The sequence below is a fragment of the Variovorax sp. GW821-FHT06D12 genome (assembly GCF_059419205.1).
Genome location: NZ_JBWKRI010000010.1, coordinates 85,058 through 108,216, shown reverse-complemented (window position 1 = coordinate 108,216; position 23,159 = coordinate 85,058). Strand labels below are relative to the sequence as shown.

The 23,159-nt window shown below is 68.0% G+C and carries 24 protein-coding genes; 12 read left to right on the top strand and 12 right to left on the bottom strand.

Annotated features, from left to right (window positions below; genetic code table 11):
* The first annotated feature begins 151 nt into the window (after nucleotides 1–151).
* The 8 genes from AC07SQ_RS27430 to AC07SQ_RS27395 all read left to right on the top strand — a co-directional run bounded on the left by AC07SQ_RS27430 (nucleotide 152) and on the right by AC07SQ_RS27395 (nucleotide 7,723).
* Nucleotides 152–1,216 (top strand): ThuA domain-containing protein, encoded by a 1,065-nt coding sequence (locus AC07SQ_RS27430; RefSeq protein ID WP_495273291.1) that lies wholly within the window; start codon nucleotides 152–154, stop codon nucleotides 1,214–1,216.
* Between the two features lie 91 nt (nucleotides 1,217–1,307).
* The gene (locus AC07SQ_RS27425; protein ID WP_495273292.1) at nucleotides 1,308–3,533 is read left to right on the top strand and encodes an outer membrane protein assembly factor BamB family protein; all 2,226 of its coding nucleotides are present in this window, start codon (nucleotides 1,308–1,310) and stop codon (nucleotides 3,531–3,533) included.
* 36 nt (nucleotides 3,534–3,569) lie between these two features.
* The gene (pqqA, locus tag AC07SQ_RS27420) at nucleotides 3,570–3,644 is read left to right on the top strand and encodes a pyrroloquinoline quinone precursor peptide PqqA (RefSeq protein ID WP_013539171.1); all 75 of its coding nucleotides are present in this window, start codon (nucleotides 3,570–3,572) and stop codon (nucleotides 3,642–3,644) included.
* A 58-nt stretch (nucleotides 3,645–3,702) separates the two neighbouring features.
* Nucleotides 3,703–4,623 (top strand): pyrroloquinoline quinone biosynthesis protein PqqB, encoded by a 921-nt coding sequence (gene pqqB / locus AC07SQ_RS27415; RefSeq protein ID WP_495273293.1) that lies wholly within the window; start codon nucleotides 3,703–3,705, stop codon nucleotides 4,621–4,623.
* Nucleotides 4,624–4,627: 4 nt separating this feature from the next.
* Complete coding sequence (pqqC, locus tag AC07SQ_RS27410) at nucleotides 4,628–5,365, top strand: pyrroloquinoline-quinone synthase PqqC (RefSeq protein WP_070059766.1); 738 nt, start codon at nucleotides 4,628–4,630, stop codon at nucleotides 5,363–5,365.
* A complete protein-coding gene (gene pqqD / locus AC07SQ_RS27405; RefSeq protein WP_070059765.1) occupies nucleotides 5,362–5,631 on the top strand; it encodes a pyrroloquinoline quinone biosynthesis peptide chaperone PqqD in 270 nt (89 codons plus the stop codon). The genes pqqC and pqqD overlap by 4 nt, the downstream gene beginning before the upstream one ends.
* Nucleotides 5,609–6,778, top strand: a complete 1,170-nt coding sequence (gene pqqE / locus AC07SQ_RS27400; RefSeq protein WP_495273294.1) for a pyrroloquinoline quinone biosynthesis protein PqqE — start codon at nucleotides 5,609–5,611, stop codon at nucleotides 6,776–6,778. The genes pqqD and pqqE overlap by 23 nt, the downstream gene beginning before the upstream one ends.
* Before the next feature lie 12 nt (nucleotides 6,779–6,790).
* A complete protein-coding gene (locus tag AC07SQ_RS27395; RefSeq protein ID WP_495273295.1) occupies nucleotides 6,791–7,723 on the top strand; it encodes an alpha/beta fold hydrolase in 933 nt (310 codons plus the stop codon).
* Here the strand turns inward: AC07SQ_RS27395 and AC07SQ_RS27390 are convergent.
* Genes AC07SQ_RS27390 through AC07SQ_RS27370 form a run of 5 tightly spaced genes read right to left on the bottom strand, consistent with a single transcriptional unit; the run spans nucleotide 7,704 to nucleotide 12,434 of the window.
* On the bottom strand, nucleotides 7,704–9,110 hold the full coding sequence (locus tag AC07SQ_RS27390; protein ID WP_495273296.1) for an ELWxxDGT repeat protein: 1,407 nt from the start codon (nucleotides 9,108–9,110) through the stop codon (nucleotides 7,704–7,706). The genes AC07SQ_RS27395 and AC07SQ_RS27390 overlap by 20 nt on opposite strands.
* A gap of 4 nt (nucleotides 9,111–9,114) precedes the next feature.
* Complete coding sequence (locus AC07SQ_RS27385) at nucleotides 9,115–10,395, bottom strand: TRAP transporter large permease (protein WP_390345359.1); 1,281 nt, start codon at nucleotides 10,393–10,395, stop codon at nucleotides 9,115–9,117.
* Nucleotides 10,392–10,958 (bottom strand): TRAP transporter small permease, encoded by a 567-nt coding sequence (locus tag AC07SQ_RS27380; protein ID WP_062476567.1) that lies wholly within the window; start codon nucleotides 10,956–10,958, stop codon nucleotides 10,392–10,394. The genes AC07SQ_RS27385 and AC07SQ_RS27380 overlap by 4 nt, the downstream gene beginning before the upstream one ends.
* Nucleotides 10,955–11,422, bottom strand: coding sequence for a type II 3-dehydroquinate dehydratase (locus tag AC07SQ_RS27375; RefSeq protein ID WP_495264001.1), 468 nt, complete (start codon nucleotides 11,420–11,422; stop codon nucleotides 10,955–10,957). The genes AC07SQ_RS27380 and AC07SQ_RS27375 overlap by 4 nt, the downstream gene beginning before the upstream one ends.
* 28 nt (nucleotides 11,423–11,450) lie before the next feature.
* Nucleotides 11,451–12,434, bottom strand: coding sequence for a TRAP transporter substrate-binding protein (locus AC07SQ_RS27370; RefSeq protein ID WP_495273357.1), 984 nt, complete (start codon nucleotides 12,432–12,434; stop codon nucleotides 11,451–11,453).
* A gap of 196 nt (nucleotides 12,435–12,630) precedes the next feature.
* Here AC07SQ_RS27370 and AC07SQ_RS27365 point away from each other — a divergent pair, with 196 nt between their 5' ends.
* Both AC07SQ_RS27365 and AC07SQ_RS27360 read left to right on the top strand, forming a co-directional pair.
* Nucleotides 12,631–13,413, top strand: a complete 783-nt coding sequence (locus AC07SQ_RS27365; RefSeq protein WP_062476577.1) for an IclR family transcriptional regulator — start codon at nucleotides 12,631–12,633, stop codon at nucleotides 13,411–13,413.
* 45 nt (nucleotides 13,414–13,458) lie between these two features.
* Complete coding sequence (locus AC07SQ_RS27360; protein WP_495273297.1) at nucleotides 13,459–14,478, top strand: TRAP transporter substrate-binding protein; 1,020 nt, start codon at nucleotides 13,459–13,461, stop codon at nucleotides 14,476–14,478.
* Between the two features lie 56 nt (nucleotides 14,479–14,534).
* Here AC07SQ_RS27360 and AC07SQ_RS27355 read toward each other — a convergent pair whose 3' ends face one another.
* Complete coding sequence (locus tag AC07SQ_RS27355; protein WP_495273298.1) at nucleotides 14,535–15,026, bottom strand: hypothetical protein; 492 nt, start codon at nucleotides 15,024–15,026, stop codon at nucleotides 14,535–14,537.
* Between the two features lie 232 nt (nucleotides 15,027–15,258).
* Between AC07SQ_RS27355 and gdhA the strand changes: the two genes are divergently transcribed.
* On the top strand, nucleotides 15,259–16,602 hold the full coding sequence (gdhA, locus tag AC07SQ_RS27350; RefSeq protein ID WP_095744520.1) for an NADP-specific glutamate dehydrogenase: 1,344 nt from the start codon (nucleotides 15,259–15,261) through the stop codon (nucleotides 16,600–16,602).
* Between the two features lie 25 nt (nucleotides 16,603–16,627).
* On the opposite strand, the gene AC07SQ_RS27345 is transcribed toward gdhA, so the two are convergent.
* Nucleotides 16,628–16,867, bottom strand: a complete 240-nt coding sequence (locus AC07SQ_RS27345) for a hypothetical protein (protein ID WP_095951069.1) — start codon at nucleotides 16,865–16,867, stop codon at nucleotides 16,628–16,630.
* A 55-nt stretch (nucleotides 16,868–16,922) separates the two neighbouring features.
* Entirely contained in the window at nucleotides 16,923–17,417 is a 495-nt protein-coding gene (locus AC07SQ_RS27340; RefSeq protein WP_492681270.1) for a MerR family transcriptional regulator, read from the bottom strand.
* Between the two features lie 69 nt (nucleotides 17,418–17,486).
* On the opposite strand from AC07SQ_RS27340, the gene AC07SQ_RS27335 reads away from it, so the two are divergent.
* Complete coding sequence (locus AC07SQ_RS27335) at nucleotides 17,487–18,728, top strand: NADH:flavin oxidoreductase/NADH oxidase family protein (RefSeq protein ID WP_495273299.1); 1,242 nt, start codon at nucleotides 17,487–17,489, stop codon at nucleotides 18,726–18,728.
* Between the two features lie 7 nt (nucleotides 18,729–18,735).
* On the opposite strand, the gene AC07SQ_RS27330 is transcribed toward AC07SQ_RS27335, so the two are convergent.
* From AC07SQ_RS27330 to AC07SQ_RS27315, 4 genes are read right to left on the bottom strand one after another with little or no spacing between them, the layout of a single operon-like run.
* A complete protein-coding gene (locus AC07SQ_RS27330; RefSeq protein WP_495273300.1) occupies nucleotides 18,736–19,863 on the bottom strand; it encodes a phosphatidate phosphatase App1 family protein in 1,128 nt (375 codons plus the stop codon).
* Nucleotides 19,860–20,363, bottom strand: coding sequence for a dihydrofolate reductase (locus AC07SQ_RS27325; RefSeq protein WP_495273301.1), 504 nt, complete (start codon nucleotides 20,361–20,363; stop codon nucleotides 19,860–19,862). Before AC07SQ_RS27325 ends, AC07SQ_RS27330 begins: the two co-directional genes overlap by 4 nt.
* A 25-nt stretch (nucleotides 20,364–20,388) precedes the next feature.
* Nucleotides 20,389–22,254, bottom strand: coding sequence for a M48 family metalloprotease (locus AC07SQ_RS27320; protein WP_495273302.1), 1,866 nt, complete (start codon nucleotides 22,252–22,254; stop codon nucleotides 20,389–20,391).
* 46 nt (nucleotides 22,255–22,300) lie between these two features.
* Complete coding sequence (locus AC07SQ_RS27315) at nucleotides 22,301–23,140, bottom strand: thymidylate synthase (RefSeq protein WP_095744526.1); 840 nt, start codon at nucleotides 23,138–23,140, stop codon at nucleotides 22,301–22,303.
* Nucleotides 23,141–23,159 lie beyond the last annotated feature (19 nt).

The following is a 23,159-nucleotide window of genomic DNA, read 5'->3' as shown; positions in this document are numbered from 1 at the left end:
CCCCCACGGCGGACGACGAATTCCTTCTTCGTTCCCGCCGGCAATTTCCGTCACTCCCACGTCTGCGCCTGCCGCCACCCGCGGCGCAGCGATACGTGCTGGGCGCGTGCGCCCGTCCGATTCCGCCATTGACCACCAAGAGGAGACTCCGTTGAAACATTCCAGATCCTTTCCCTTCGGACTTGCATCGGCCGCCGCGCTTGCGCTGGCATTGACTGCCTGCGGCGGAGGCGACGGCGGAGGTGGCACGGCCTTGCCGTTCCTGCCCGTGGCGCCTGCGCCTGCTGCATCGGCACCGCCGCCCGCGCCGACCGACGAGGTGCCGGCAACGCCCACCGAGCCGGTGGCCGAGGTCGACGACAGCTTCGACGAGTACTACAACGTCTGCCGCGGCACCAACCCCAAGTGCTACAACGACTGGGGCGCCTTCGCCAGCACGCCCGACCGCGTGCTGATCTACTCGCGCACCGCCGGCCCGCGCCATGCCGTGCTGGGCACGCCGATGGCGGCCGGCCTGAACCCGGCGATGAACACCGACAACGTGATGCAGGCAGGCCTCGTGCGCATGCTGTCGGCCGAGGGCATCACGGTCGACTGGACCGAGGACGTGGCCGTGCTGGGCAGCCGCATCAACAACTACAAGGCGATCATCTTCGCGAGCTCGAACCGCGACACCTTGTGGAACGGCGCGGTGAGCACCAGCCAGGATGCCGCGCGCACCGCACTGCGCAACTACATGCGCCGCGGTGGCGGCTTCGTCGGCCTGCACAACGCCTTCGGCGCGGAATACAACTGGCCCTACTACGAAGGCCTGCTGGGCAACGCGAACTTCTACAACCACGGACCGAACCGCGCGGGCGACGTCGAGATCATCTCGGACGACCCTTCGACGAAGGACGTGCCCAAGCGCTTCTCGTTCCAGGACGAGTGGTACAACCTGATGCCCTTCCCGACGAAGGTGAAGTTCCTGGCCAAGGTCGACACCTCGACGCTGAAGCCGCTCACTTCCGCGCCGCATCCCGGCCACGCCGACTTCCATCCGGTCGCCTGGTGCCAGTACTACGACGGCGGCCGCGCATGGCTCACGACCCTCGGGCACAACGCGCACTCGTTCACCGCCGACCTGTCGGGCGTGGGCGCCATCGAGTTCCAGAAGCTCGTCGTGCAAGGCGTGAAGTCGGCGATGGGGCTGACACCTTTCTGCACCACTGAATAACCACGACCTCCCGGGGCCGGTGCGGCGCCGTGTGCGCGCCACCGGTCGTTTCGAACATCCCTGTTCCAACGTTCACCGAGTAGAGACATCCATGAAGAAAAAATCATTGGTCACGCTGCTGATCTCGTGCGGCGTGCTTGCATCGCCGTTGCTGATCACCGCCTGCGGCGGCTCCAGCGGCGGTGGCGGCACGCCCGTGCTGCCTGTCGTGCCGGCCTCTGCGCCGCCGCCGTCTGCCGGCACACCGCCGCCCGCATCGCCACCGGCCGCCGCCGCACCCGCGGCCGACCTGTCGGACTGCTGCACCGCCGGCGACAAGGACTTTCCGAAGGTCGGCGGCAACCTGGGCAACCAGAACTATTCGAACCTGCGCAAGATCAACAAGGGCCTGGTCACGCAACTGGGCGGCGCCTGGGTCAACCAGATCGAAGGCGGCATGACCACCGGCAACAACCAGAGCACCACCGTCGTCGTCGACGGCGTGCTCTACATCGAGTCCGCACTGGGCAACGTGGTCGCGGTGGACGGCAAGACCGGTGTGACGAAGTGGAAGTGGACCACGCCCTACGGCAGCATCACCCGCCGCGGCGTGGCCGTCGCCAAGGACCTGGGCCTGGTGTTCACCGTGGCCACCGGCAACCGCCTCGTGGCGCTGCGCACCGACACCGGCGCCGTCGAGTGGATCAAGCAGTACCCGACCAGCAGCACCGACCCCGACTACAAGGGCGCGCTGCAGAAGGTCGCGCTGGTCTACCACGACAAGCGCCTGTACCTGGGCACCAACGATGGCAACCGCGGCGCCGCATTCTCGGCCGACGCACTCACCGGCAAGGTGCTGACCACCTTCTGGGGCGTGCCCCGCGCGGGCGAACTCGGCTACGACACCTGGGGCGGCGCCCCCGACACGGCACGCACCGGCGCCACGCCGTGGATCCATCCCGCGGTCGATCCCGAGCTGGGCCTGGTGTACTGGACCTTCGGCAACGTGCGCGGCGGCTCGTCGCAAGACGGCTCCTCGCGCCCGGGCCAGAACCTGTTCGCCAATTCCATCGTCGCGCTCGACCTGAAGAGCGGCGAGTACAAGTGGCACTTCCAATCGGTGCACCACGACATCTGGGACATGGACAACGTGATGTCGCCGGTGCTCGCCGACGTGAAGATCGACGGCAAGGACCGCAAGGTCGTCATCTACGGCAGCAAGACGGGCATGTACTACATCCTCGATCGCAAGGACGGCAGCGCGCCGCTGGGCATCGACGAAGTGCCCGTGAAGCAGGACGCCCGCCAGGCCAGCTGGCCCACGCAGCCCCTGCCGCGCCAGGGCGCCTGGACCGAGACCTGCATCGTCGACCAGCCGCTGGGCACGGCCATTCCGGGCGACCCGAACCGCGCGGTGCCCAACTACACGAAGGGCTGCCTGTACGACGCGCACTGGGACGTGCCGATTCTTTCCATTCCGGGTCATGGCGGCGGTGCCAACTGGAACCACCAGTCCTTCAGCCAGCGCACGGGCCTGGTCTACACGGGCATGGGCTACGTGTCGGCGGCGCACTCGCTCAGCGAGTCGAGCAACGGCCTGCGCCCGCCGGGCACCTACATGACCGGCGCGGTCGTGGCGGTCGACCCGAGCACCAACCTCGTCAAGTGGAAGAAGCCGCTGCCGTACTCGGTGGCGCACGGCAACGGCATCCTGAGCACGGCCTCCGACCTGCTGTTCATCGGGCAGCCCGACGGCAACCTGCTGGCGCTCGACGCGCAGGACGGCACCGAGCTGTGGCGCTTCCAGACCGGCGCGGCGATCAGCGCGAGCCCGGTCTCCTACGAGATCGACGGCGAGCAGTACATCGCGGTGTTCTCGGGCGGCACCAGCATTCCGTACGGCGACTCGGCCCCGCGCGGCGACCGGCTGTGGGCCTTCAAGGTCGGCGGCGCGGTGACCGCGGCCGCCACGCCGACACCGCCCGTGGTACGTCGGCCCGTGTCGGGCGCGGCGGTGGAGGGCGCGGCACTGCCGACGCCGAACACCGTGTTCCTGGCGCGCGTGCAGACGGCGGCGAACGAACCTGGCGCGACCGAATCGACGGCCGTCAATGCCATGACGCCGACCTTCATGCGCGTGCCTGTCAACACCGCCGTGACCTTCACCAATCCCGCAGCCAACGCCAACACCCACTGCGCCACGCAGTTCTTCGAAGGGCGGTTCAATTTCAGGCTGACCCCGGGCCAGTCGCAGACCCACACCTTTGACACGCCGGGCGAATACTTTTACAACGACTGCCATAGCCCGCGCCCGACGGGAAAGATCGTCGTCTATTGATATGTCCTCAACCCCAACCACTGAAGGAGCAATGCGATGAAATGGTGCAAGCCTGAGTTCGAAGAAATGCGTTTCGGTTTCGAAATCACGATGTACATCTCCGCTCGCTGAGCGCGCAGACCCACGGCACCGGCCTTGCGCCGGTGCCGTGTTTTTTTGTTGGGCCCCCATGAAGATTCTGGTGCTGGGTTCGGGAGCGGGCGGTGGCTTCCCTCAATGGAATTGCAATTGCCGCCTGTGCGCCGGCCAGCGAAGCGGGCAGGTGCGGGCCACGCCCCGCACGCAGAGTTCGATCGCCGTGTCGGCCGATGGCGAACGCTGGATATTGCTGAATGCCTCCCCCGACCTCGGTGCGCAACTGCGCGCCTCGCCAGCCCTGTGGCCGCGTCACGGACTGCGCCATTCGCCGATCGAGGCGGTGGTGCTGATGGACTCTCAAATCGACCACGTCGCAGGCCTGCTGAGCCTGCGCGAAGGGCAGCGGCTGCAGCTGTACTGCACGCCCGAGGCCCATGACGACCTCAGCGGCAGCCTGCCGCTGCTGCGCACCCTCGACAGCTACTGCGGCGTGACCTGGCACCCGTTGTCGCTCGAGCCCGGCGGCGGCGCCTGGCACGACATCGCCGGCCTGCGGCTTCAGGCCGTGCCGGTGCCCGGCAAGGCGCCGCCGTATTCGCCGCGCCGCCAGACCGAGGCGCGCAGCGAGAACGCCGCGGTGCTCATCGAAGACCCCACCACCGGCAAGCGCGCGCTCTATGCGCCGGGCCTGGCGCAGGTCGGCGAGGCCGAGCGCCGCAGCCTCGACGCCTGCGACTGCGTGCTCGTCGACGGCACCTTCTGGACCGAGGACGAGATGGTCGCGGCCGGGCTCGGCAAGAAGCACGCGGCCGACATGGGCCACCTGCCGCAGTGCGACGGGCCGCACGGCCCCGGCATGCTGCAGGCGCTCGACGCCTGCGCGGCGCGGCGCAAGGTGCTCATCCACATCAACAACAGCAACCCCATCCTGGACGAAGACGGGCCACAGCGCGCGCAGCTCGTGCGCCGCGGCATCGAGGTCGCGTTCGACGGCATGGTCCTGGAGATCTGAACACGTGACCCAAGAGACACAGGGCCCATGGTCCCCGCAGGAGTTTGAAGCGAGGTTGCGCGCCATGGAGTCGCGCTACCACAGCCACCACCCGTTCAATCGCCGGCTCAACGCGGGCGAGCTGCAGCCCTTCCAGGTGCGCGGCTGGGTGGCGAACCGCTTCTACTACCAGTGCCGCATCCCGGTGAAGGACGCCGCCGTTCTGTCCAACTGCGACGACCGCGCCACGCGCCGGCGCTGGGTGGTGCGCATGCTCGACCACGACGGGCACGGCGACCATGAAGGCGCCAACGCGGGCGGCATCGAGATCTGGACCCGCCTGGGCATCGCCACCGGCCTGGCGCGCGAGGTGCTCGAGTCGCACGCGCTCGTCGTGCCCGGCGTGCGCTTCGCGGTCGATGCCTACGTCAACTTCGCGCGCACGGCGCCGTGGCAGGAGGCGGTGATCTCCTCGCTCACCGAGATGTTCGCACCGCGCATCCACAAGGACCGGCTCGCGGGCTGGCCCACGCACTACCCGTGGATCGACACCTCGGGCCTGGACTACTTTCGCAGCCGCATTCCGCTGGCCGACCGCGACGTCGAGCACGGCCTCGAAGTGGCGATGCAGTGGTGCACCACGCGCGAGCGGCAGCAGCGCGCGCTGCACATCCTGGGCTTCAAGCTCGACATCCTCTGGGCCATGCTCGACGCGATCGAGAAGGCTTATCCCGACGACCTTCCGAAAGACCAGCAACCATGACCGCATGGACCGACGATGCCCAGCCGGCGCTCACCTCGATCTACCGCATGCAGTGGGAAGAGGCGCAGCAGTGCCACGTGCTGCTGTTCCCCGAAGGCATGATCAAGCTCAATGGGCCGGCGGCCGAGATCCTCCAGCGCTGCGACGGCAAGACCTCGGTGGCTGCGCTCGTGGCCGACCTGGAGCGCACCTTCGGCGAGAGCGACCTGCATGCCGACGTGCTTGAATTCCTGGAGCAGGCCCATGGACGCCACTGGATACGCTGAGGTGCAACCCCGTGCCGCGGCCAAGCCGCCGCTGTGGCTGCTGGCCGAGCTGACCTACCGCTGTCCGCTGCACTGCGCCTTCTGCTCCAACCCGGTCGACTACACGCGCTACCGCGAGGAGCTGGACACGGCCGAATGGATTCGCGTGTTCCGCGAGGCACGCGCGATGGGGGCGGTGCAGCTGGGCTTCTCGGGCGGCGAGCCGCTGCTGCGCGACGACCTGCCCGAACTGGTCGCGGCGGCGCACGAGCTCGGCTTCTATACCAACCTGATCACCTCGGGCGTGGGTCTCACGCCGCAGCGCGCCGAAACGTTGAAGCGCGCGGGGCTGGACCATATCCAGCTGTCGTTCCAGGATTCGAGCCGCGAGCTCAACGACTTCCTCAGCTCCACGAAGACCTTCGACCTCAAGCAGCGCGTGGCCCGCACCATCAAGGACCTCGGCTACCCGATGGTGCTGAACTGCGTGATGCACCGCTACAACCTGCCGCACGTGGGTCGCATCATCGAGATGGCCGAGGCAATGGAGGCCGACTTTCTCGAACTCGCCAACGTGCAGTACTACGGCTGGGCCTGGCGCAACCGCGAGATGCTGATGCCCTCGCGCGAGATGCTGGCCACGGCCGAGGCGGTGGTGCAAACCCATCGCCCGCGCCTGGACGGTCGCATGAAGATCCTCTGGGTGGTGCCCGACTACGCCGAAGGCAAGCCCAAGCCCTGCATGGCGGGGTGGGGCAGCGTGTTCCTCGTGGTGGCGCCCGACGGCGTAGCGCTGCCGTGCCACAGCGCGCGCATGCTGCCCGGGCTCGACTTTCCCAACGTGCGCGAGCACAGCATCCGCAGCATCTGGCAGGAGAGCCCGGCCTTCGGCGCGTACCGTGGCACGGGCTGGATGAGCAGCACCTGCCAGAGCTGCGACGAGAAGGAGAAGGACCACGGCGGCTGTCGCTGCCAGGCCTTCCTGCTGACCGGCGACGCGGCGGCCACGGACCCGGTGTGCCCGAAGAGCCCGCGGCATGAGGAGGTGGAGGCGATGGTCAAGGCGGCGGGTGATCCGCGCGACGTCGGCACGCCGATCCGCTTCGTGCCGGGCGCGCGGCGTGCGGGCGAACTCGTCTTTCGCACCGACGCGAACGCGCTGAGCTGAGAGCACGCGCCAATGACGATCACCCATCGCCTGCCGCTGGACGGCGGGCATGTGATGCACGTCGAGGAGCACGGCAATCCGGCGGGCCTGCCGGTGGTGGTGCTGCATGGTGGGCCGGGCTCGGGCTGCTCGCCGCTGTTGCGCCGGGACTTCGATCCGGCGCACTACCGCATCGTCTGCCCCGACCAGCGCGGTTCAGGCCTCAGCACGCCCGCAGGATCGATTGAACACAACACGCTCGCTGATCTGGTGGCCGACTTGCGCTGCCTGCGCGCGCACCTGCACATCGATCGATGGCTGGTGGTGGGCGGCTCGTGGGGCGCCACGCTGGCGCTGATGCATGCGCTCGATGCGCCCGAGGCCGTCGCGGGCCTGCTGCTGCGCAACGTGTTCCTCGCGCGTCCGGGCGACATCCACGCGCTCTTCGCCGGGGCCCTGCAGCACGACGGCCCCGCATGGCGCGCACTGTGGGGCGAGGCCGGGCGCCGGCAATGCCCGGTGACGGTGCCGATCGCCGAGGTCTTCGCGCACGGCACCTGGGAGCGGCAGTGCGCGCTGACGCGCCACTGGTTCGATTGGGAGCAGCGCCTCGCCACCGGTGGCGCCGCGCCGCCGATCGACGAAGCGATGCTGCCGCGGCTCGTGGCGCGCTACCGCGTGCAGAGCCACTATCTGCGGCACGGCTGCTGGCTCGATGCGCCCTCGTTGTTGCAGCGCTGCGTCGCATTGCCTGCTGTTCCCACACTGATCGTGCATGGCACGCAGGACGCGCTGTGTCCGCCCGAGGGCGCTCAGGCGCTGGCGCAGGTGCTGGGCGCGCCGCTGCAGTGGGCGCAGGGCGCGGGCCACGACCCGACGCACCCCGCCATCGCCGCGGCCATGCAGCAGGCCTTGCGCGACTACGCGGCCACGCAGGCCTTCGGCTTCAACGCAGCCGCGCCTTGAGCGGATCGCCGATCAGCGTCACCTTGCCGTTCTTGCGATAGGACCAAAGTCGGTCGTTGCCATGGCCGTCGTCGGCCACGAAGAGCACGGCGTCGCCGAGCGCACGAAAGCCCAGCGGCATCGCGTGGCGTTCGCCCGCGGCGAGGTCGGCCACGGCGCGCGTGCCGGCGGGCGTGCCGTCGCTGGTCCATGGCTCAACGCCCCGGCCACCGCCGCCATTCGCCGCGAACCACAGGCGCGCCCCGATGACGGCGAAGCGCGCGGGCGAGCCGTTCTCCGCGCCCGGTGCGATGTCCTTCACGCGCACCGTGCCCGCCGCCGTGCCGTCGCTGCGCCACAGCTCCGCGCCCGACACGCCGTCGGTCGCGGCGAAGTAGAGCTTGCCGCCCATCACGGCGATCGCGCTCGACATGGCGCCGCCCGGGCCGGGGCGGATGTCCTTCACCAGCACTGTGCCCTTCGCCGTGCCGTCAGTCTTCCACAGCTCGATGCCGTGCACGCCGTCGTCGGCCGAGAAGTACAGCGTGCGGCCCAGCACCGCCAGGTGCGTCGGTCGCGAAGGCGCGGCACCGGGGCGCAGGTCCTTCACCAGCTGCGTGCCGTGTTCGGTGCCGTCGCTCTTCCATAGTTCGGCGCCGTGTTCGCCGTCGTGCGCGGTGAAGTAGAGGTCGTTGCCCACGGCCGTGAGGTTCTGGATGCCCGCATCCTCGATGCCTGGGCGGATGTCCTTCACCAGGCGTGTGTGCTCGGGCGAGCCGTCGGTCACCCAGAGTTCGTGGCCGTGCGTGCGCGTGGTCGCGGTGAAGAACAGGCGCGGGCCGGCCACGGTGAGCTGGCGGGTGAGGGCGCGCGGCCCGGCGTCGACGGCGGACACGCGCGTGGTGCTCTTCGCGTCTCCAGTGGTCTTCCACACCTGGAAGCCGGTCTGGCCGTCGTCGGCCACGAAGTAGAGCGCGTCGCGGAACACGGTCAGCTCGTTGGGCATCGCGCCTTCCTCGCCGGGGCGCAGGTCGATCACCTGCGTCGTGCCGGCGGCGGTGCCGTCGGTGCGCCACAGTTCGAGCCCGCTCGCGCCGTCGGTGGCCGTGGTGTAGACGTGGCCCTTGAACGCGACCTGACCGGCAGGGAACGACCCCCGGAAGCCCGGCCGGATGTCTTTCAACAGGGTGGTGCCGGCGTTGCTGCCGTCGGTGACCCACAGCTCCTGGCCGGTCGTGACGTGAAAGGCGCTGAACACCATCTTGCCGCTGCCCAGTGGCGCGAAGCCGGAGGGCGCGATGAAGGCCAGTCGCTGGCGCTGCTCGGGCAGCACCTCGCGCTCGGGGTCTTGTGCGGCCGCGGGCAAAGCCGCGAGCAGGGCGAGCGCGGCGAGACAGATAGCGCGCATCGGCTCAGCCCCCGAACCACCGCGCCGGCACGATCACCAGCTGCGGAAACGCCACCATCACGAACAGGATCGCGAACTCGGCCAGCATGAACGGCACCACGCCGCGCGTGACGTCGTCCATCGAGATCTTGCCGACGCCGGCCACCACGTTGAGCACCGTGCCCACCGGCGGCGTGACGAGCCCGATCGAGTTGTTGATGATGAACAGCACGCCGAAGTACACGGGGTCGATGCCGGCCGCCTTCACCACGGGCATGAGCACCGGCGTGAGGATGAGGATGGTGGGCGTCATGTCCATCGCCGTGCCCACCACCATCACGAGCACCATGATCGCGATCATGAGCAGCATCTGGTTGCCCATGAACGGCTGCAGCATGCCCACGATCTTCGAGGGCAGGTCGGCCACCGTGATGAGCCAGGCGCTCACCATCGCCGCGGCGATCAGGAACATCACGATGGCGCTGGTCTTGGCTGCGCTCACGAAGATGGCGTACAGGTCTTTCCAGGTGATCTCGCGGTACACCACCGTCGACACGAACAGCGCGTACACGGCGGCCACCACCGCGGCCTCGGTGGGCGTGAACACGCCCATGCGCAGGCCCACGAGGATGATCACCGGCAGCATCAGCGCCCACAGCGCGTTGCGGAAGGCGGCGGCGATCTCGGCCGACGACTTGCGCGGCGGCGGCACGATCTTTTCGCGCCGCACCAGCCAGGCCCAGGTGATCCATAGCGCGCCGCCGATCAGCAGCCCGGGCACGATGGCCGCGAGAAACAGCTTGGAGATCGACACGTTGGCCGCCACGCCGAAGATCACGAGGCCGATGCTCGGCGGGATCACGGGGCCGATCACGCCGGTGGCTGCAATGAGGCCGGCCGCGCGCGGCTTGTCGTGGCCCGCGCGCACCATCATCGGCAGCAGCAGCGCGGTGAGCGCGGCGGCGTCGGCCACGGCCGAGCCCGAGAGCGCCGACAGCAGGCAGCCGGCCATGATGGTCACGTAGCCCAGGCCGCCCTTCACGTGGCCCACGAGCGCGAGCGCGAAGTCGACGATGCGCTTGGACAGGCCGCCCACGTTCATGATCTCGCCCGCGAGCATGAAGAAGGGCACGGCCAGCAGCGGAAAGCTGTCGGCGCCGCCGATCACGTTCTGCGTGAGGATCTGCGCGTCGAACAGGTCGAGGTGCCACATCAGCGCGACACCGCTGGCCAGCAACGAGAAGGCGATGGGAATGCCCATCGCCATGGCAAGCAACAGCGAGCCGACGAAAACAACGATGGTCATGGCCGTGCCCCCGGTTCCTTGGCGTCTTGCGAACCCAGGATCTGCTGCAGCTGCACCGCTTCTTCCGACTCCTGCACCATCACCAGTTCATGGTCGGCGATGCGGCCCGTGAGCAGGCGCAGCAGGTCGAGCGCCAGGATGAGCCCGGCCAGCACCGAGAACACGATGCCCGCGGCGTAGACGATGGCCATCGACGCGCCGGTGACGGGCGCCGTCACGTCCCAGTTGATGCGCGCCTGCGCGATGCTGCCCTGCAGCAGCAGCCAGACGATGTAGAGCATGACTGCATGGCCGACGGCCAGGCAGATCTTCTTGCCGATGGGGGGCAGCTTCTGCACCACCATGTCGACACCCAGGTGGCCGTGCTCCTTCAGCGCCACCACGGCGCCCAGGAAGGTCATCCAGATGAAGAGCCAGCGCGAGATTTCCTCGGACACGGTGATGCCCGAGTTGAAGCCGTAGCGCAGCACCACGTTGCCGAACACGAGCACGACCATGACCGCGAGCGCGGCCGCGATCAGCGCCTCGATGCCGGTGCAGCACCGGTCGAGCCAGCGGGTCATGCGGAGGCCTGCGCCTGGACTTGAGCCTGCGCCTGGCGCTGCATGTCGACCAGCGCGCGCAACGCGGCCAGGTACGACAGCGGGCCCAGGCCCTGGACCGTGCCCTTCACCGCCGGCGAGATGATCGAATGCGCGCGCCATGCCTCGCGCGCGGCGATGTTGGACATGTGGACCTCGATGGTCGGGAACGGCATGGCCTTGATCGCGTCGTGCAGCGGCACGCCGTGCTGCGTGAGGCCGGCGGGGTTCACCAGCGCGCCCTGCGCATCGTCGATGTGGGTGTGCAGGAAGTCGATCAGGTCGCCTTCGTGGTTCGACTGGATGGTGTCCAGCGTCACGCCGAGTTCGCCGGCAAGGGCCTGCAACTGCGCGTTGATTTCGGCGAGCGTGGTCTTGCCGTAGATGTGCGGTTCGCGGCGACCGAACAGGTTGAGGTTGGGGCCGTGGAGAACGAGGATCTTCATGGGGAGCTTCGGTGAGGGACGGGCTGGCTTACTTGCGGATGCGCACGAGCTCGTCGTTGTAGAGCTTGACGATGGCGGGGTCGTACTGTGCGGCGAACTTGTCGACGACGGGCTTGGCGATGTCGCGCATGCGCTTTTGCTCGGCGGCGCTGAGTTCGTTGAACTGCGCGCCTTTGGCCTGCAGGTCGCCCACCGCCTTTTGCGCGGCGGCTCGGCTGACCTGGCGCTGGTAGCCGCGTGCCTCGTTGGCCGCGTCGTTCATCATCTTCTGTTCGGCCGGCGTGAGCGAGTCCCAGAACTTCTTGCTCACCAGCACGATGTTGGCGGCGTACACGTGGTTGGTGGCGCTGACGAACTTCTGCACTTCGTAGAACTTGTTCGACAGGATCACCGCATAGGGGTTCTCCTGGCCATCGACCGCCTTGGCTTCGAGGGCGCCGTACAGCTCGGCAAAGGGCATCGGCACCGGGTTGGCCTTGAAGGCCTTGAAGGTTTCGAGGAACACGGGATTGGGGATCACGCGGATCTTCAGACCCTCGAGGTCTTCAGGCTTGGCGATGGGGCGCTTGCTGTTCGTGACGTTGCGAAACCCGAGGTCCCAGTAGCCCAGGGCGACGAGGCCCTTCTCGGGGAGCTTGGCGATGAGCGCCTGGCCCAACGGGCCGTCGAGCAGCGCATCGGCCTGCGCGAAGTTGTTCACCGAGAAGGGGAAGTCGACCAGGCCGAACTCCTTGACGATGCCGGCGAGCGATGTGGTGGCCGGCGCAGACATCTGTTGCACACCACCCTGCAAGGCCGACTGCTGCTGCATCTCGTTGCCCAGCTGGGAGGCGGGGAACTCCTGGACCTTCATCTTGCCGCCGCTCTTGGCCGACAGGAGTTCGGCAAAGCGCTTGACGCCGAAGCTCACGGGGTGGTCGGCGTTGTTCAGGTGGCCGAAGCGGATCACGCGCTCCTGCTGCGCCCACGACGGGGCGGTGAGGCCGGCGCACAGGCCGGCCACGGCAAGCATACGAAGAAGTTTCACGAAGGGTCCTCAGGCGGGAAGGAAGAAAGGGGGAAGGAAAAAATGCCGGACGGAGGCGATCGTATTTTTGTTGGAAAGAATTTCCATAATGGAAATCCCTTCCCCGAGTTCTGCTACGCTGGCGGACCCTGAGTGGCGGGCCGCATCGCCCGCGTTGACGAGACGACATCTGGAGGACGAAATGAGCGGAATACTGGAACGCAGCTTCAAGGTGCTGGAACATCTGGCGGAGCATCCCGAGGGATGCGCGCTGTCGGCGTTGGCCAGCGAATTGCAGATTCCATTGAGTGCATCGCACCGATTGCTCGCGGAGCTCATTCGCTGCGGCTACGTGCGGCAGGAGGCGCGCGACGGCCACTACGTGCTGACCATCAAGCTGGTCTCGATCAGCCTGTCGTTCCTCAGCCGCTCGGGCATCGTCGACATCGCGCAGCCGCTGCTCGACCAGCTGGCCTCGACCTCGGGCGAGCTCGTGCGCCTGGCGGTGGTCGATGGCGAAGACCTGACTTTCGTCGCCAAGGCCCAAGGCGCCACGCATGGCCTGCGCTACGACCCCGACATGGGCCTGTCGGTGGCGCTCTCGTGCAGCGCAGCCGGGCATGCGTGGTTGTCGACCATGGGCGAGGACGATGCGATGGCGCTCGTCGCCAAGAAGGGGCTGGGCAAGCCCGAGGACTACGGCCCCAAGGCCCCCACGTCGCTCAAGGCCGTGATGGCTTTCGTGAAGGCGGCGCGCCAGCGCGGCTTCAGCATGATCAACGAGGTGTTCGCCCCCGCGATGACCGCCATGGCCGCGCCCGTGTTCGGCGCCGACGGCACGGCGATCGGGGTCGTCACCATCGCGGGCCCGTCGGTGCGGCTCACGCCGCAGCGCATGGAAGCGCTGGGACCGGCGCTGTGCCAGGCCGCCGAAGAGGTGGCGCGCGCCAGCGGGGCCTCGGCGTTGTTCAAGAAGAGGGCGTAGGCCCTGCCGGTTTCACCACCCCCAAAAAGAGAAGGAGACATCACCATGAAGACGAAGCATTCGAAGCGCACCCTGCTGCTGGCCGCCATGGCGGCGGCCCTCGCGTTCGCCGCCCCAGGTGCGTTCGCGCAGCTCAAGGAGCGCACCATCAAGTTCGCGTTCCAGAACCAGGCCGGCCATCCGCAGGCGCAGGGCGCGCAGAAGTTCGCCGACCTCGTGGCCGCGAAGTCGGGCGGCAAGCTCACCGTGAAGCTGTTCCCGGGCGGCACGCTGGGCGGCGACCTGCAGACGGTGTCGGCACTGCAGGGCGGCACGGTGGAGATGACCGTGCTCAACGCCGGCATCCTGTCGGCGCAGGTGAAGGAGTTCGCGGCCTACGACTTCCCGTTCCTCTTCAACAGCGGCAAGGAAGCCGACGTCGTCACCGACGGCCCCTTCGGCCAGAAGCTGATGGCCAAGCTGGAGGACAAGGCGCTGCACGGCCTGGGCTACTGGGACCTGGGCTTTCGCAACCTGACGAACAGCAAGCGTCCGATCGTCAAGGCCGACGACATCGCGGGCCTGAAGATCCGCGTGATCCAGTCGCCGATCTACATCGACATGTTCAGCGCGCTGGGCGCCAACGCCACGCCGCTGCCGTTCCCCGAGCTGTACCCCGCGCTCGACCAGAAGGCGGTCGACGGCCAGGAGAACCCGAACACGACCATCCTGTCGTCCAAGTTCGCGGAAGTGCAGAAGTACATTACCCAGACCCGCCACATCTACAACCCGCAGGCGCTGCTGATCAGCCGCAAGACCTGGGACGGCATGAGTGCCGACGAAAAGAAGATCGTCAACGAGGCCGCCGCGGAGGCGACCACGTTCCAGCGCCAGGCCTCGCGCGGCGCCGCCGACAGCGCGCTCGATGCGCTCAAGAAGGCCGGCATGACGGTCTCCGAACTGCCACCCGAAGAAATGGCGAAGCTGCGCGCCAAGGTGAAGCCGGTGATCGACAAGTACACGGCCTCGGTCGGCGAGGCCACCGTCAAGGAACTGATGGCGGAGATCGAGAAGGCGCGCAAGTAGCAGGCGGGCGTGCCGTTGATCCGGGGCGCCTTGCCTTCATCGTCCCCGGTTCCCGGTCAGAGCTCGCGGTAGTCCCGGATGCGCGCGCGTGCGAGCTGCTGCGCCGCTGCAATGGCGGCCGGATCGGCCGCGGCCGCATCGGGCAACCAGTGGAAGGCGTCCGGGCCGTGGCACAGCAGCAGGCCGTCCTTGAAGCGGCGGGCCTTGGTGTAGGCCTCCCAGCCGTGGCGCACCTCGCTGTGGCGGCCCCGTGCGTGGGAGCCGCTCTCCGACAGCGAGAAGTCGATCTCGTCGTTGTAGAAGGGGCTCTTCCTGAAGCGATGGAGGGCCAGCCGGGCGATGGCCGGCGCGCTCAGCAGCAGCGCGATGCCGACCGCGAAAACGACCGCCAGGATGGGCAACCCTTCGTAGACGCACACGGCCAGGGCCAGGGCAAACAGCAGCGCCAACGGCCACTTGAACCGGACCCACCAGACCTGCTGCAGGTTGCGCAGGAAGCCGGTGAGCACATGCGCCTGCGAGAACTGGAAGCGGTAGCTGATCTGCATCTTTGAATTCCGAGACGGGCCGTGCGGGAGGGCGCGCGGGGCGGGATTCTGACCGTTTTTTGCGTGCGCCGGTGCGCTCCGGCGATGTTCCAAGTTGGGGCCTCATCACGTCACGCGCCCCAAACAACGCACCTTGTTAGGGCTTTGCGCCTCAATCTGGTTCTCCGATCCGGCAAAATGCAGGATTCGCATAAGGTTATGCACCGTTTTGGAAAACAGAGGATTGATTGGAATGAAGCACGCATCCGTCGGGGGGTTCCTCGCACACGTCGCACAACGCAACCCCGGACAGCCCGAGTACCTGCAGGCCGTGACCGAAGTGATGGAGAGCCTGTGGCCCTACATCGAGAAGCACCCCAAGTACACGAGCCACAGCCTGCTGGAGCGGCTGGTGGAGCCCGAGCGCGTGATCATGTTCCGCGTGTCCTGGGTGGACGACCACGGCGAGGTGCAGGTCAACCGCGGCTTCCGCATCCAGCACAGCCTGGCCATCGGCCCCTACAAGGGCGGCATGCGCTTCCACCCCTCGGTGAACCTGTCGATCCTCAAGTTCCTGGCCTTCGAGCAGACCTTCAAGAATGCGCTGACCACGCTGCCCATGGGGGGCGGCAAGGGCGGCGCCGACTTCGACCCCAAGGGCAAGAGCCAGGGCGAGGTGATGCGCTTCTGCCAGGCGCTCGTGACCGAGCTGTTCCGCCACGTGGGCTCCGACACCGACGTGCCGGCGGGCGACGTGGGCGTGGGCGGGCGCGAGGTCGGCTTCATGGCCGGCATGGTCAAGAAGCTCACCAACCGCGCCGACTGCGTGTTCACCGGCAAGGGCCTGAGCTTCGGCGGTTCGCTGATCCGCCCCGAGGCCACCGGCTACGGCAACGTCTACTTCGCGCAGGAAATGCTCAAGCGCAAGGGCCGCAGCTTCGACGGCCTGCGCGTGAGCGTCTCGGGCGCGGGCAACGTGGCGCAGTACACCATCGAGAAGGCCATGGCGCTGGGCGCCAAGGTGGTCACCGTGTCCGATTCGAGCGGCACCGTGGTCGACGAGGAAGGCTTCACGCCCGAGAAGCTGGCCGTGCTGATGGACGTGAAGAACCACCTCTACGGCCGCGTGAGCGACTACGCCGAGCGCACCGGCACCCGTTTCGTGGCCGGTGCCACGCCGTGGCACGTGCCGGTCGACGTGGCACTGCCCAGCGCCACGCAGAACGAGCTCAACGAGGAAGACGCGCGCACGCTGGTGAAGAACGGCGTGGTGTGCGTGGCCGAAGGCGCCAACATGCCCTCGACCATGGAGGCCGTGAAGGTGCTCGAAGGCCACGGCGTGCTGTACGCGCCGGGCAAGGCCAGCAACGCGGGCGGCGTGGCCACGTCGGGCCTGGAGATGAGCCAGAACGCGGCGCGGTTGTCATGGACGCGCGACGAGGTCGATGCGCGCCTGCTGCAGATCATGCAGGGCATCCACGAGTCGTGCCTGCACTACGGTTCGCGCGCCGACGGCAGCGTGAGCTACGTCGATGGCGCGAACATCGCCGGCTTCGTGCGCGTGGCCGATGCGATGCTGGCGCAGGGCGTGGTCTGAGCGTTGCCCGAGCGGACGTGGCGCCTCAGAGTTCGATGAACGAAGAGGTCGCCTTGTTCAGGGCGAGGCGACCCTTCGCGGTGATCGATTCCACCTGGGCCAGCTGATGGATCGCGCGCTCGTCGGGCGCGTGCTCCGACGGCGGAATGAAGGCAGTCACGAGATCGGCGGCACGCAGCACGCGCAGCCTGTCGATGTCTGCGGGCGTGTGGAGGACGTATGGCAATTTCTGCTCGGCGAGGGTCCGAAGAAATTCCATGGACATGGGTCGTCTCCTTGTGTTGAGGGGAGGGCGGTCAGGACATTGTGCGCACAAACAATTAGCGCTGTCTAAACCCTGCGCCGCGCATGCCTTTCGAGGCGTGTACCGAAGTTTCCAGTTCTTTCTGCGGGCGCGAAGGACGTGCCACTTTGTTTCTGGTCGTAGCCATGCTTTCGGCCAGCGTGGCGGGGTCCATGCATTCGCCATCGGCCCAGGTCTGGCGCAATGTGGTGCGCAGGTCGGTCAGGTCGCGCCGCTGCGCGCGCAGGCCGGCCATGAGCTGGTCGATTTCGCGCACGCGGCCGTCGAGCCGCTCGAGCAGGTCGTCCCCCGAGAAGACCTCGCAGCCCGCGAAGGCGCTGCGCAGGCTGTCCAGCGAGAAGCCGAGGTTCTGCGCGATCTGGATCAGCTGCAGCCGCTTGAGCGCGGCCTCGGTGTAGACGCGGTACCCATTGGCGCCGCGCTCGGGCGCGGGCAGCAGGCCGCTTTGCTCGTAGAAGCGGATGGCCGAGGGCGCCATGCCGGTCTTGTCTGCCAGTTCACCGATCTTCATATCGCTTGACCTTCAAGTTGGCTTTAATCTTAGCATCGGGTTTTTCCACTCCACCACCCGGTCCTCATCGTGAACTCCTCGCCGCTTTTCCTGCCGCTGACCCTGCCCAACGGGAGCGTCCTGCCCAACCGCCTGGCCAAGGCCGCCATGGAGGAAAACATGGCCGACGCCGGGCAGCTGCCGGGCGCGGCGCTGCACGACCTGTACCGCGTCTGGGCGCAGGGCGGGGCGGGCCTGATCCTCACGGGCAACGTGATGATCGACGGCCGCGCGCTCACCGGCCCAGGCGGCGTCGTGCTCGAAGCCGGCACGCCGCTCGAGCGCTTCAGCGAATGGGCCGCGGCCGCGCGCAGCGGCGGCGCGCAGGTGTGGATGCAGATCAACCATCCGGGTCGCCAGGTGCAGATCAACATGGGCGGCACGGCGTGGGCGCCGTCGTCGGTGGCGCTCGACCTGGGCAAGCACAGCAAGCTTTTCGTGCAACCCAAGGCGATGAGCGAGGCGGAGATCGCCGAGACCGTCGACCGCTTCGCCGCCACGGCGCAGGCCGCCGAGCGCGCGGGCTTCACCGGCGTGCAGGTGCATGCGGCGCATGGCTACCTGCTCTCGCAGTTCTTGTCGCCGCTGACCAACCAGCGCACCGATGCCTGGGGCGGCAGCCTGGAGAACCGCGCGCGCTTTCTGCTCGACGTGGTGCGTGCCGTGCGGGCCCGCGTGGCGCCTGGCTTCGCCGTGGCCGTGAAGCTCAACTCCGCCGACTTCCAGCGCGGCGGCTTCTCGGAGAACGATGCGAAGCAGGTCATCCGCTGGCTCAACGACGAGGCCGTGGACCTGGTCGAACTGTCGGGCGGCAGCTACGAGAGCCCGGCGATGCAGGGACGCACCGCCGACGGCCGCACGTTGGCGCGCGAGGCCTACTTCCTGGAGTTCGCCCGGGAGCTGGCCGCCGAGGCGCGCATGCCGGTCATGACCACGGGCGGCATCGTGCGCCGCGCCGTCGCCGAACGGGTGCTGGGAGAAGGCGTCGCCGTGGTGGGCATGGCCACCGCATTGGCCGTGGCGCCCGACCTGCCCGCACGCTGGCGCGCGGGCGAAGACGCGGCGGCGCAGAGCCCGCAGGTCGACTGGAAGGACCAGGTCATGGCCGCGCTGGCGCGCATGGCGCTGGTGAAGCGCCGGCTGCGCACGCTGCGCCCGGGGCGCAACGCAGCGCCCGCGCATTCGCCGTTCCTGACCCTGGTGCTCGACCAGTTGCGCACGAAGCGGCTGACGAAGCGCTACCGGCGCTGGCTGGGCGCGCGGGCGGCGTGAGCCGCCGCTATCGATTGGCCGGTTGAATCGGCCAGGCGGTGGTGTCGGGCCGCAGCAGGTGCCAGACCACGGGCTCGATGCCTTCGAAGGTGGCGCGGTAGCGATCGGACAGCCGGTTCTCGTCGGTCACGTCGCGGATCACGATGCCGTCGATGCGCTGCGGATGCGCGCGGAACATCTGCGCGTAGATCTCGGGGTCGGCCTCGCCCGAATCGCCCACGAGCAGGAAGCGGCGCTGCGGAAATTCGGCCAGCAGCCGCTCGATCACGCCGAGCTTGTGTGCGCGCGAATCCTCGGCGCTGGGGATCAGCGTGCGCCACGTCGTGCTCTCGCGCAGGTGCATGCTGCCGGCGGGGAAGTCGGCGTCGCGAATGAAGTCGGTGAGCGCGGGGTACAGCTGGATCGGGCTGCCCGAGAGGTAGTGAAAGCGCGTGCCGGGCGCCTGCGCCAGCGCGCGGTAGTGCGCCGCCATGCCCGGCGCGGCCTCGAAGCGGCGCGCGAAGGTGTTCAGCAGCATCTCGCGCCGGTCGCGCACCTGCGTGCGCTTGATGGTGTCGTCGATGTCCGAGATGACCGACACGCCTTGCGCCGGCACGATCTGCGCACGGCCGCGAAAGCGCGGCAGCAGCTCGCCCGGACCGGTCACGCCATGGAAGGGCAGCCACTCCTGCGACGCCGGGATGTGCGAGGCCTCGACGACCGCGCGCAGATTGCTGCGGCCGTCGGCGCCCGTGGGCGGCATCGTGAGGCGCGTGGCCGAGCCGTCGAAGACGACGTCGATCACCTTGTCTTCTTCCGACTCGGCATGGAACAGCGCGGTGCGCTGGCTGAAGCGCAGCCGCGCGGCCGGCGTGAGCTTCTTCAGGTTCATGCCGAGGTAGCGCGCGAGCGCGGCGTCCAGGCCCCAGCGGTGCTCGCGCTCGAACACCCAGGCATGCACGTCGACCTCGAGCCGGCCATCGGCCGTGGGGCGCGCGGTGCCGGGCATGAACAGCGCCTCTTCGTCCGACTCCAGCGGCCCGGCAGCATGCAGGGCCTGCAGCGGCGCGAGGCCGGCGAGCAGGGCGGCACCGGCCAGCACGGTGCGCCGCGACAGTTGTGGCGAGGTACCGGGCGCGCGGTGCTTGATCGTCATGCAGTGACGCGTTCGTAGGTCACGAAGCTGAAGGGCAGGCCGTCCTTGGCCGAGACGTGCGACTCGCGCTGCGTCTCGCGCCACACGGCGGCGTCGAGCACGGGGGCATGCGCGTCGCCTTCGTAGTCGCGTGCGATCTCGGTGACCACCGCGCGTTGGGCCAGTGGTTCGGCTTCGGCGTAGATCTGTGCGCCGCCGATGACCCAGGCATCGGGCAGCTTCAGCGTTTCGCACAGCGCGATCGCCTCCTGCACGCTGCCCACACGCTGTGCGCCATCGGCGGCCCAGTCGGCCTGCCGCGTGATCACGATGTTCTGGCGGCCCGGCAACGGACGAAAGCGCGGCGGCAGCGAGTCCCAGGTCTTGCGGCCCATGATCACCGGCGCGCCCAGCGTCTGCTGCTTGAAGTGCGCCATGTCCTCCGGCAGGTGCCAGGGAATGGTGTTGTTCGCGCCGATCACGCCATTGGCGGCGCGCGCGAAGATCAGGTGAATGTTCATGGCAGGTACGGCAGTTTCGTCGGAATCAGAGCGAATCGATCTTGATCAGGCCCACGTTGATCGGTACGGTCGGCGTGCGGATCTCGCAGCCAGGGACTTGTGCGAAGCGCTCCAGGAGGCGTGGACTCATGACTTCCGTGTCGAAGAACACGCGCACGCGCGCCAGTTCATTGTGAGGGAAAAGCGTTCCGAGGTAGGACGCGTACCGTTCGATGAGCACGTCTTCGTTGGCTTCTTCGACGGTCAGTTTTGCATGGCGCACGCGCACGACCAGGATGTTCACGGTGAACACCAGCTCCGCCTCGTTCGCGATGTCGGTGCGGACTGCCCAGCAGCCGTCGATGGCGTCGTCTTCGTCGATCGCCTTGGAGAGCAGCTGCGCTGCCCAGAGGGGTGGCGCGTTCAGGGGCTCTTTCAACAGATGGCGCCAGAGTTTTTCCCGGATCTTGTCCAGCTTTTCCGCGGCGAGGTCCAGTCGTTTGGTGAATTCGCGAATCTCGGCTTCAGTGCCATGCGCATGCAGATGCCCGAGGATCTCACCGTAGCCCGCCACGGCCAGGCGCTTGTCCAGACGGATGGCGCTGCGCACCTGCTCGATGCCCTCGGTGCGGGCGCGCTGGAGCAGCGCGCGGCCCAGCCCGTATTGCGCCAGCGCATCGGATGGGTGCGCTTGGGCGTGGCGCTCCAGACTCGCCAGGCTTTCGTCCGTTGCATTGATCGCATCGTCCGCGAGCAGACGCTCGAGCGCGTGGCCATCGCCGCCGGGCGCGCCCGTAGGCCATTGTTGCGCCTGCAGGGCCGCCAGCTTCAGATGCTGAAGCCGCCAGGTGGGCGCCGTCTTTTCGTGCCAGCGTGCGTTGGCGGCTGCCAGTTCGGTGGCCCAGTTGGCGCCGAACAGGAGTTCGCCGGCACAGACGGGCTCGGTCCAGTGGGGGATGGCGACCGATTGGCCGAGTGCCTGAGCGCGGTCGTCGAGCGCGGGATGGCTGTCGTTGCGCCGGGGCGGGCGGCGGCGCACATCGGCGAGGGCTGCTTCCAGCTGAGCGGTGCCCGTGTCGCGCACGAATTCCCGGACGACGTTCCAGAAGGTCCGTGGCGCATCGATCGATTCGGCCTGCAGTTCGCCCAATCGGGTACGCAGGTCCGATCGCATCAAGCTGTCGGTGATTTCGAGCTTGGTCAACGCTCGCGCGAGATCGGCGCCGCTCGTGGCCTGGGCCGCGAGCGCATCGGCTTCGAACTCGCAGGCGCGCGACCAGCTCGCGGACATCCGGATGAAGCGCGGCAGGAAGCCCGACGCGATCCAGCGGCGCAACCGATCGATGCCCCCGTCGCGTGCGGGATTGCTGTCGAGATAGATGTCCCACTTGGCGCGCACGTTGTAGATCCAGTGCCCGAGCCGGCCATGGCGGCGCGAGAAGTGACCGAGCTCGTGCGCGACCACCGCCAGCAGTTCCCGGTCGGACAGCAGCTTGAGCAGCGGCACGCCGAGCATCAGGGTGCGCCGGCCACCGGCCAGGGCCAGAAAGCCGCCGGACTGGTAGGCGGCGGCATTGGGTTCGTCGATCAGCACGACGTGGTCGATCGACGGTGCGTCGAGCTGCTGTCGGAGATCGTCGAGCGCGCGGAAGAAGGTGGGCGCCTTGTCCCGGGGCAGCGCCGTGCCGGTGATTGAAACCGTCGGCTGGACGATCCACCAGGTCATCAGGGTGAAGGCAGCGCCGGTGGCGGTGGCCACCACGGGGCCGAGAAAGACGCCCTGCAGGATGATCAAGGGAAGCCAGCCCAGCATCGAGGCGCCGACGAAAGTCAGCTCGGCCAGCACGGCGAGCGTTGCCAGCGTCGCACGCTGGCTGAATGGGTGGGGCTGAGCCTGGGCCGCCACCGTCACCGCGCGTCGCTCAGGCTGGGCGAGGCAGCCGCACGGCGCATCGGCATCACACCGCCACCGGCGCCTTGATCGGATCGCCGTGCTTGTAGTCCAGCACTTCGAAGTCTTCGTACTGGTAGTCGAAGATCGAATCGGGCTTGCGCTTGATGTTCAGCGTGGGGTAGGGGAAAGGCGTGCGGCTGAGCTGCAGCTTCACCTGCTCGGCGTGGTTGCTGTAGATGTGGCAGTCGCCGCCGGTCCAGATGAAGTCGCCCACGTCGAGGTCGCACTGCTGCGCCACCATGTGCGTGAGCAGCGCGTAGCTCGCGATGTTGAAGGGCACGCCCAGGAAGATGTCGGCGCTGCGCTGGTAGAGCTGGCAGCTGAGCTTGCCGCGCTCGCCCTCGGCCTGCGGCGGTGCCACGTAGAACTGGAAGAAGGCATGGCAAGGCATGAGCGCCATCTTCGACAGCTCGGCCACGTTCCAGGCGCTCACGATGATGCGGCGCGAGTCGGGGTTGCTCTTCAGCGTCTTGATGACGTCGGAGATCTGGTCGATGTGTCCGCCGTCGGGCGTGGGCCAGCTGCGCCACTGCACGCCGTACACGGGGCCCAGGTCGCCGTCTTCGCGCGCCCATTCGTCCCAGATGGTGACGCCGCGCTCCTTGAGCCAGTTGTTGTTGCTGGAGCCGGTCAGGAACCACAGCAGTTCCTGGATGATGGACTTGAGGTGCACCTTCTTCGTGGTCACCAGCGGAAAGCCCTCGTTCAGGTCGAAGCGCATCTGGTGGCCGAACACGCTCTTGGTGCCGGTGCCCGTGCGGTCGCTCTTGAACACGCCGTGCGTGTCGACGTGGCGCATGAAATCTTCGTACTGGGAGCGGACGGGGCGGGCTGGGAGGGTCATGTTGGGAATTTTACGGGGC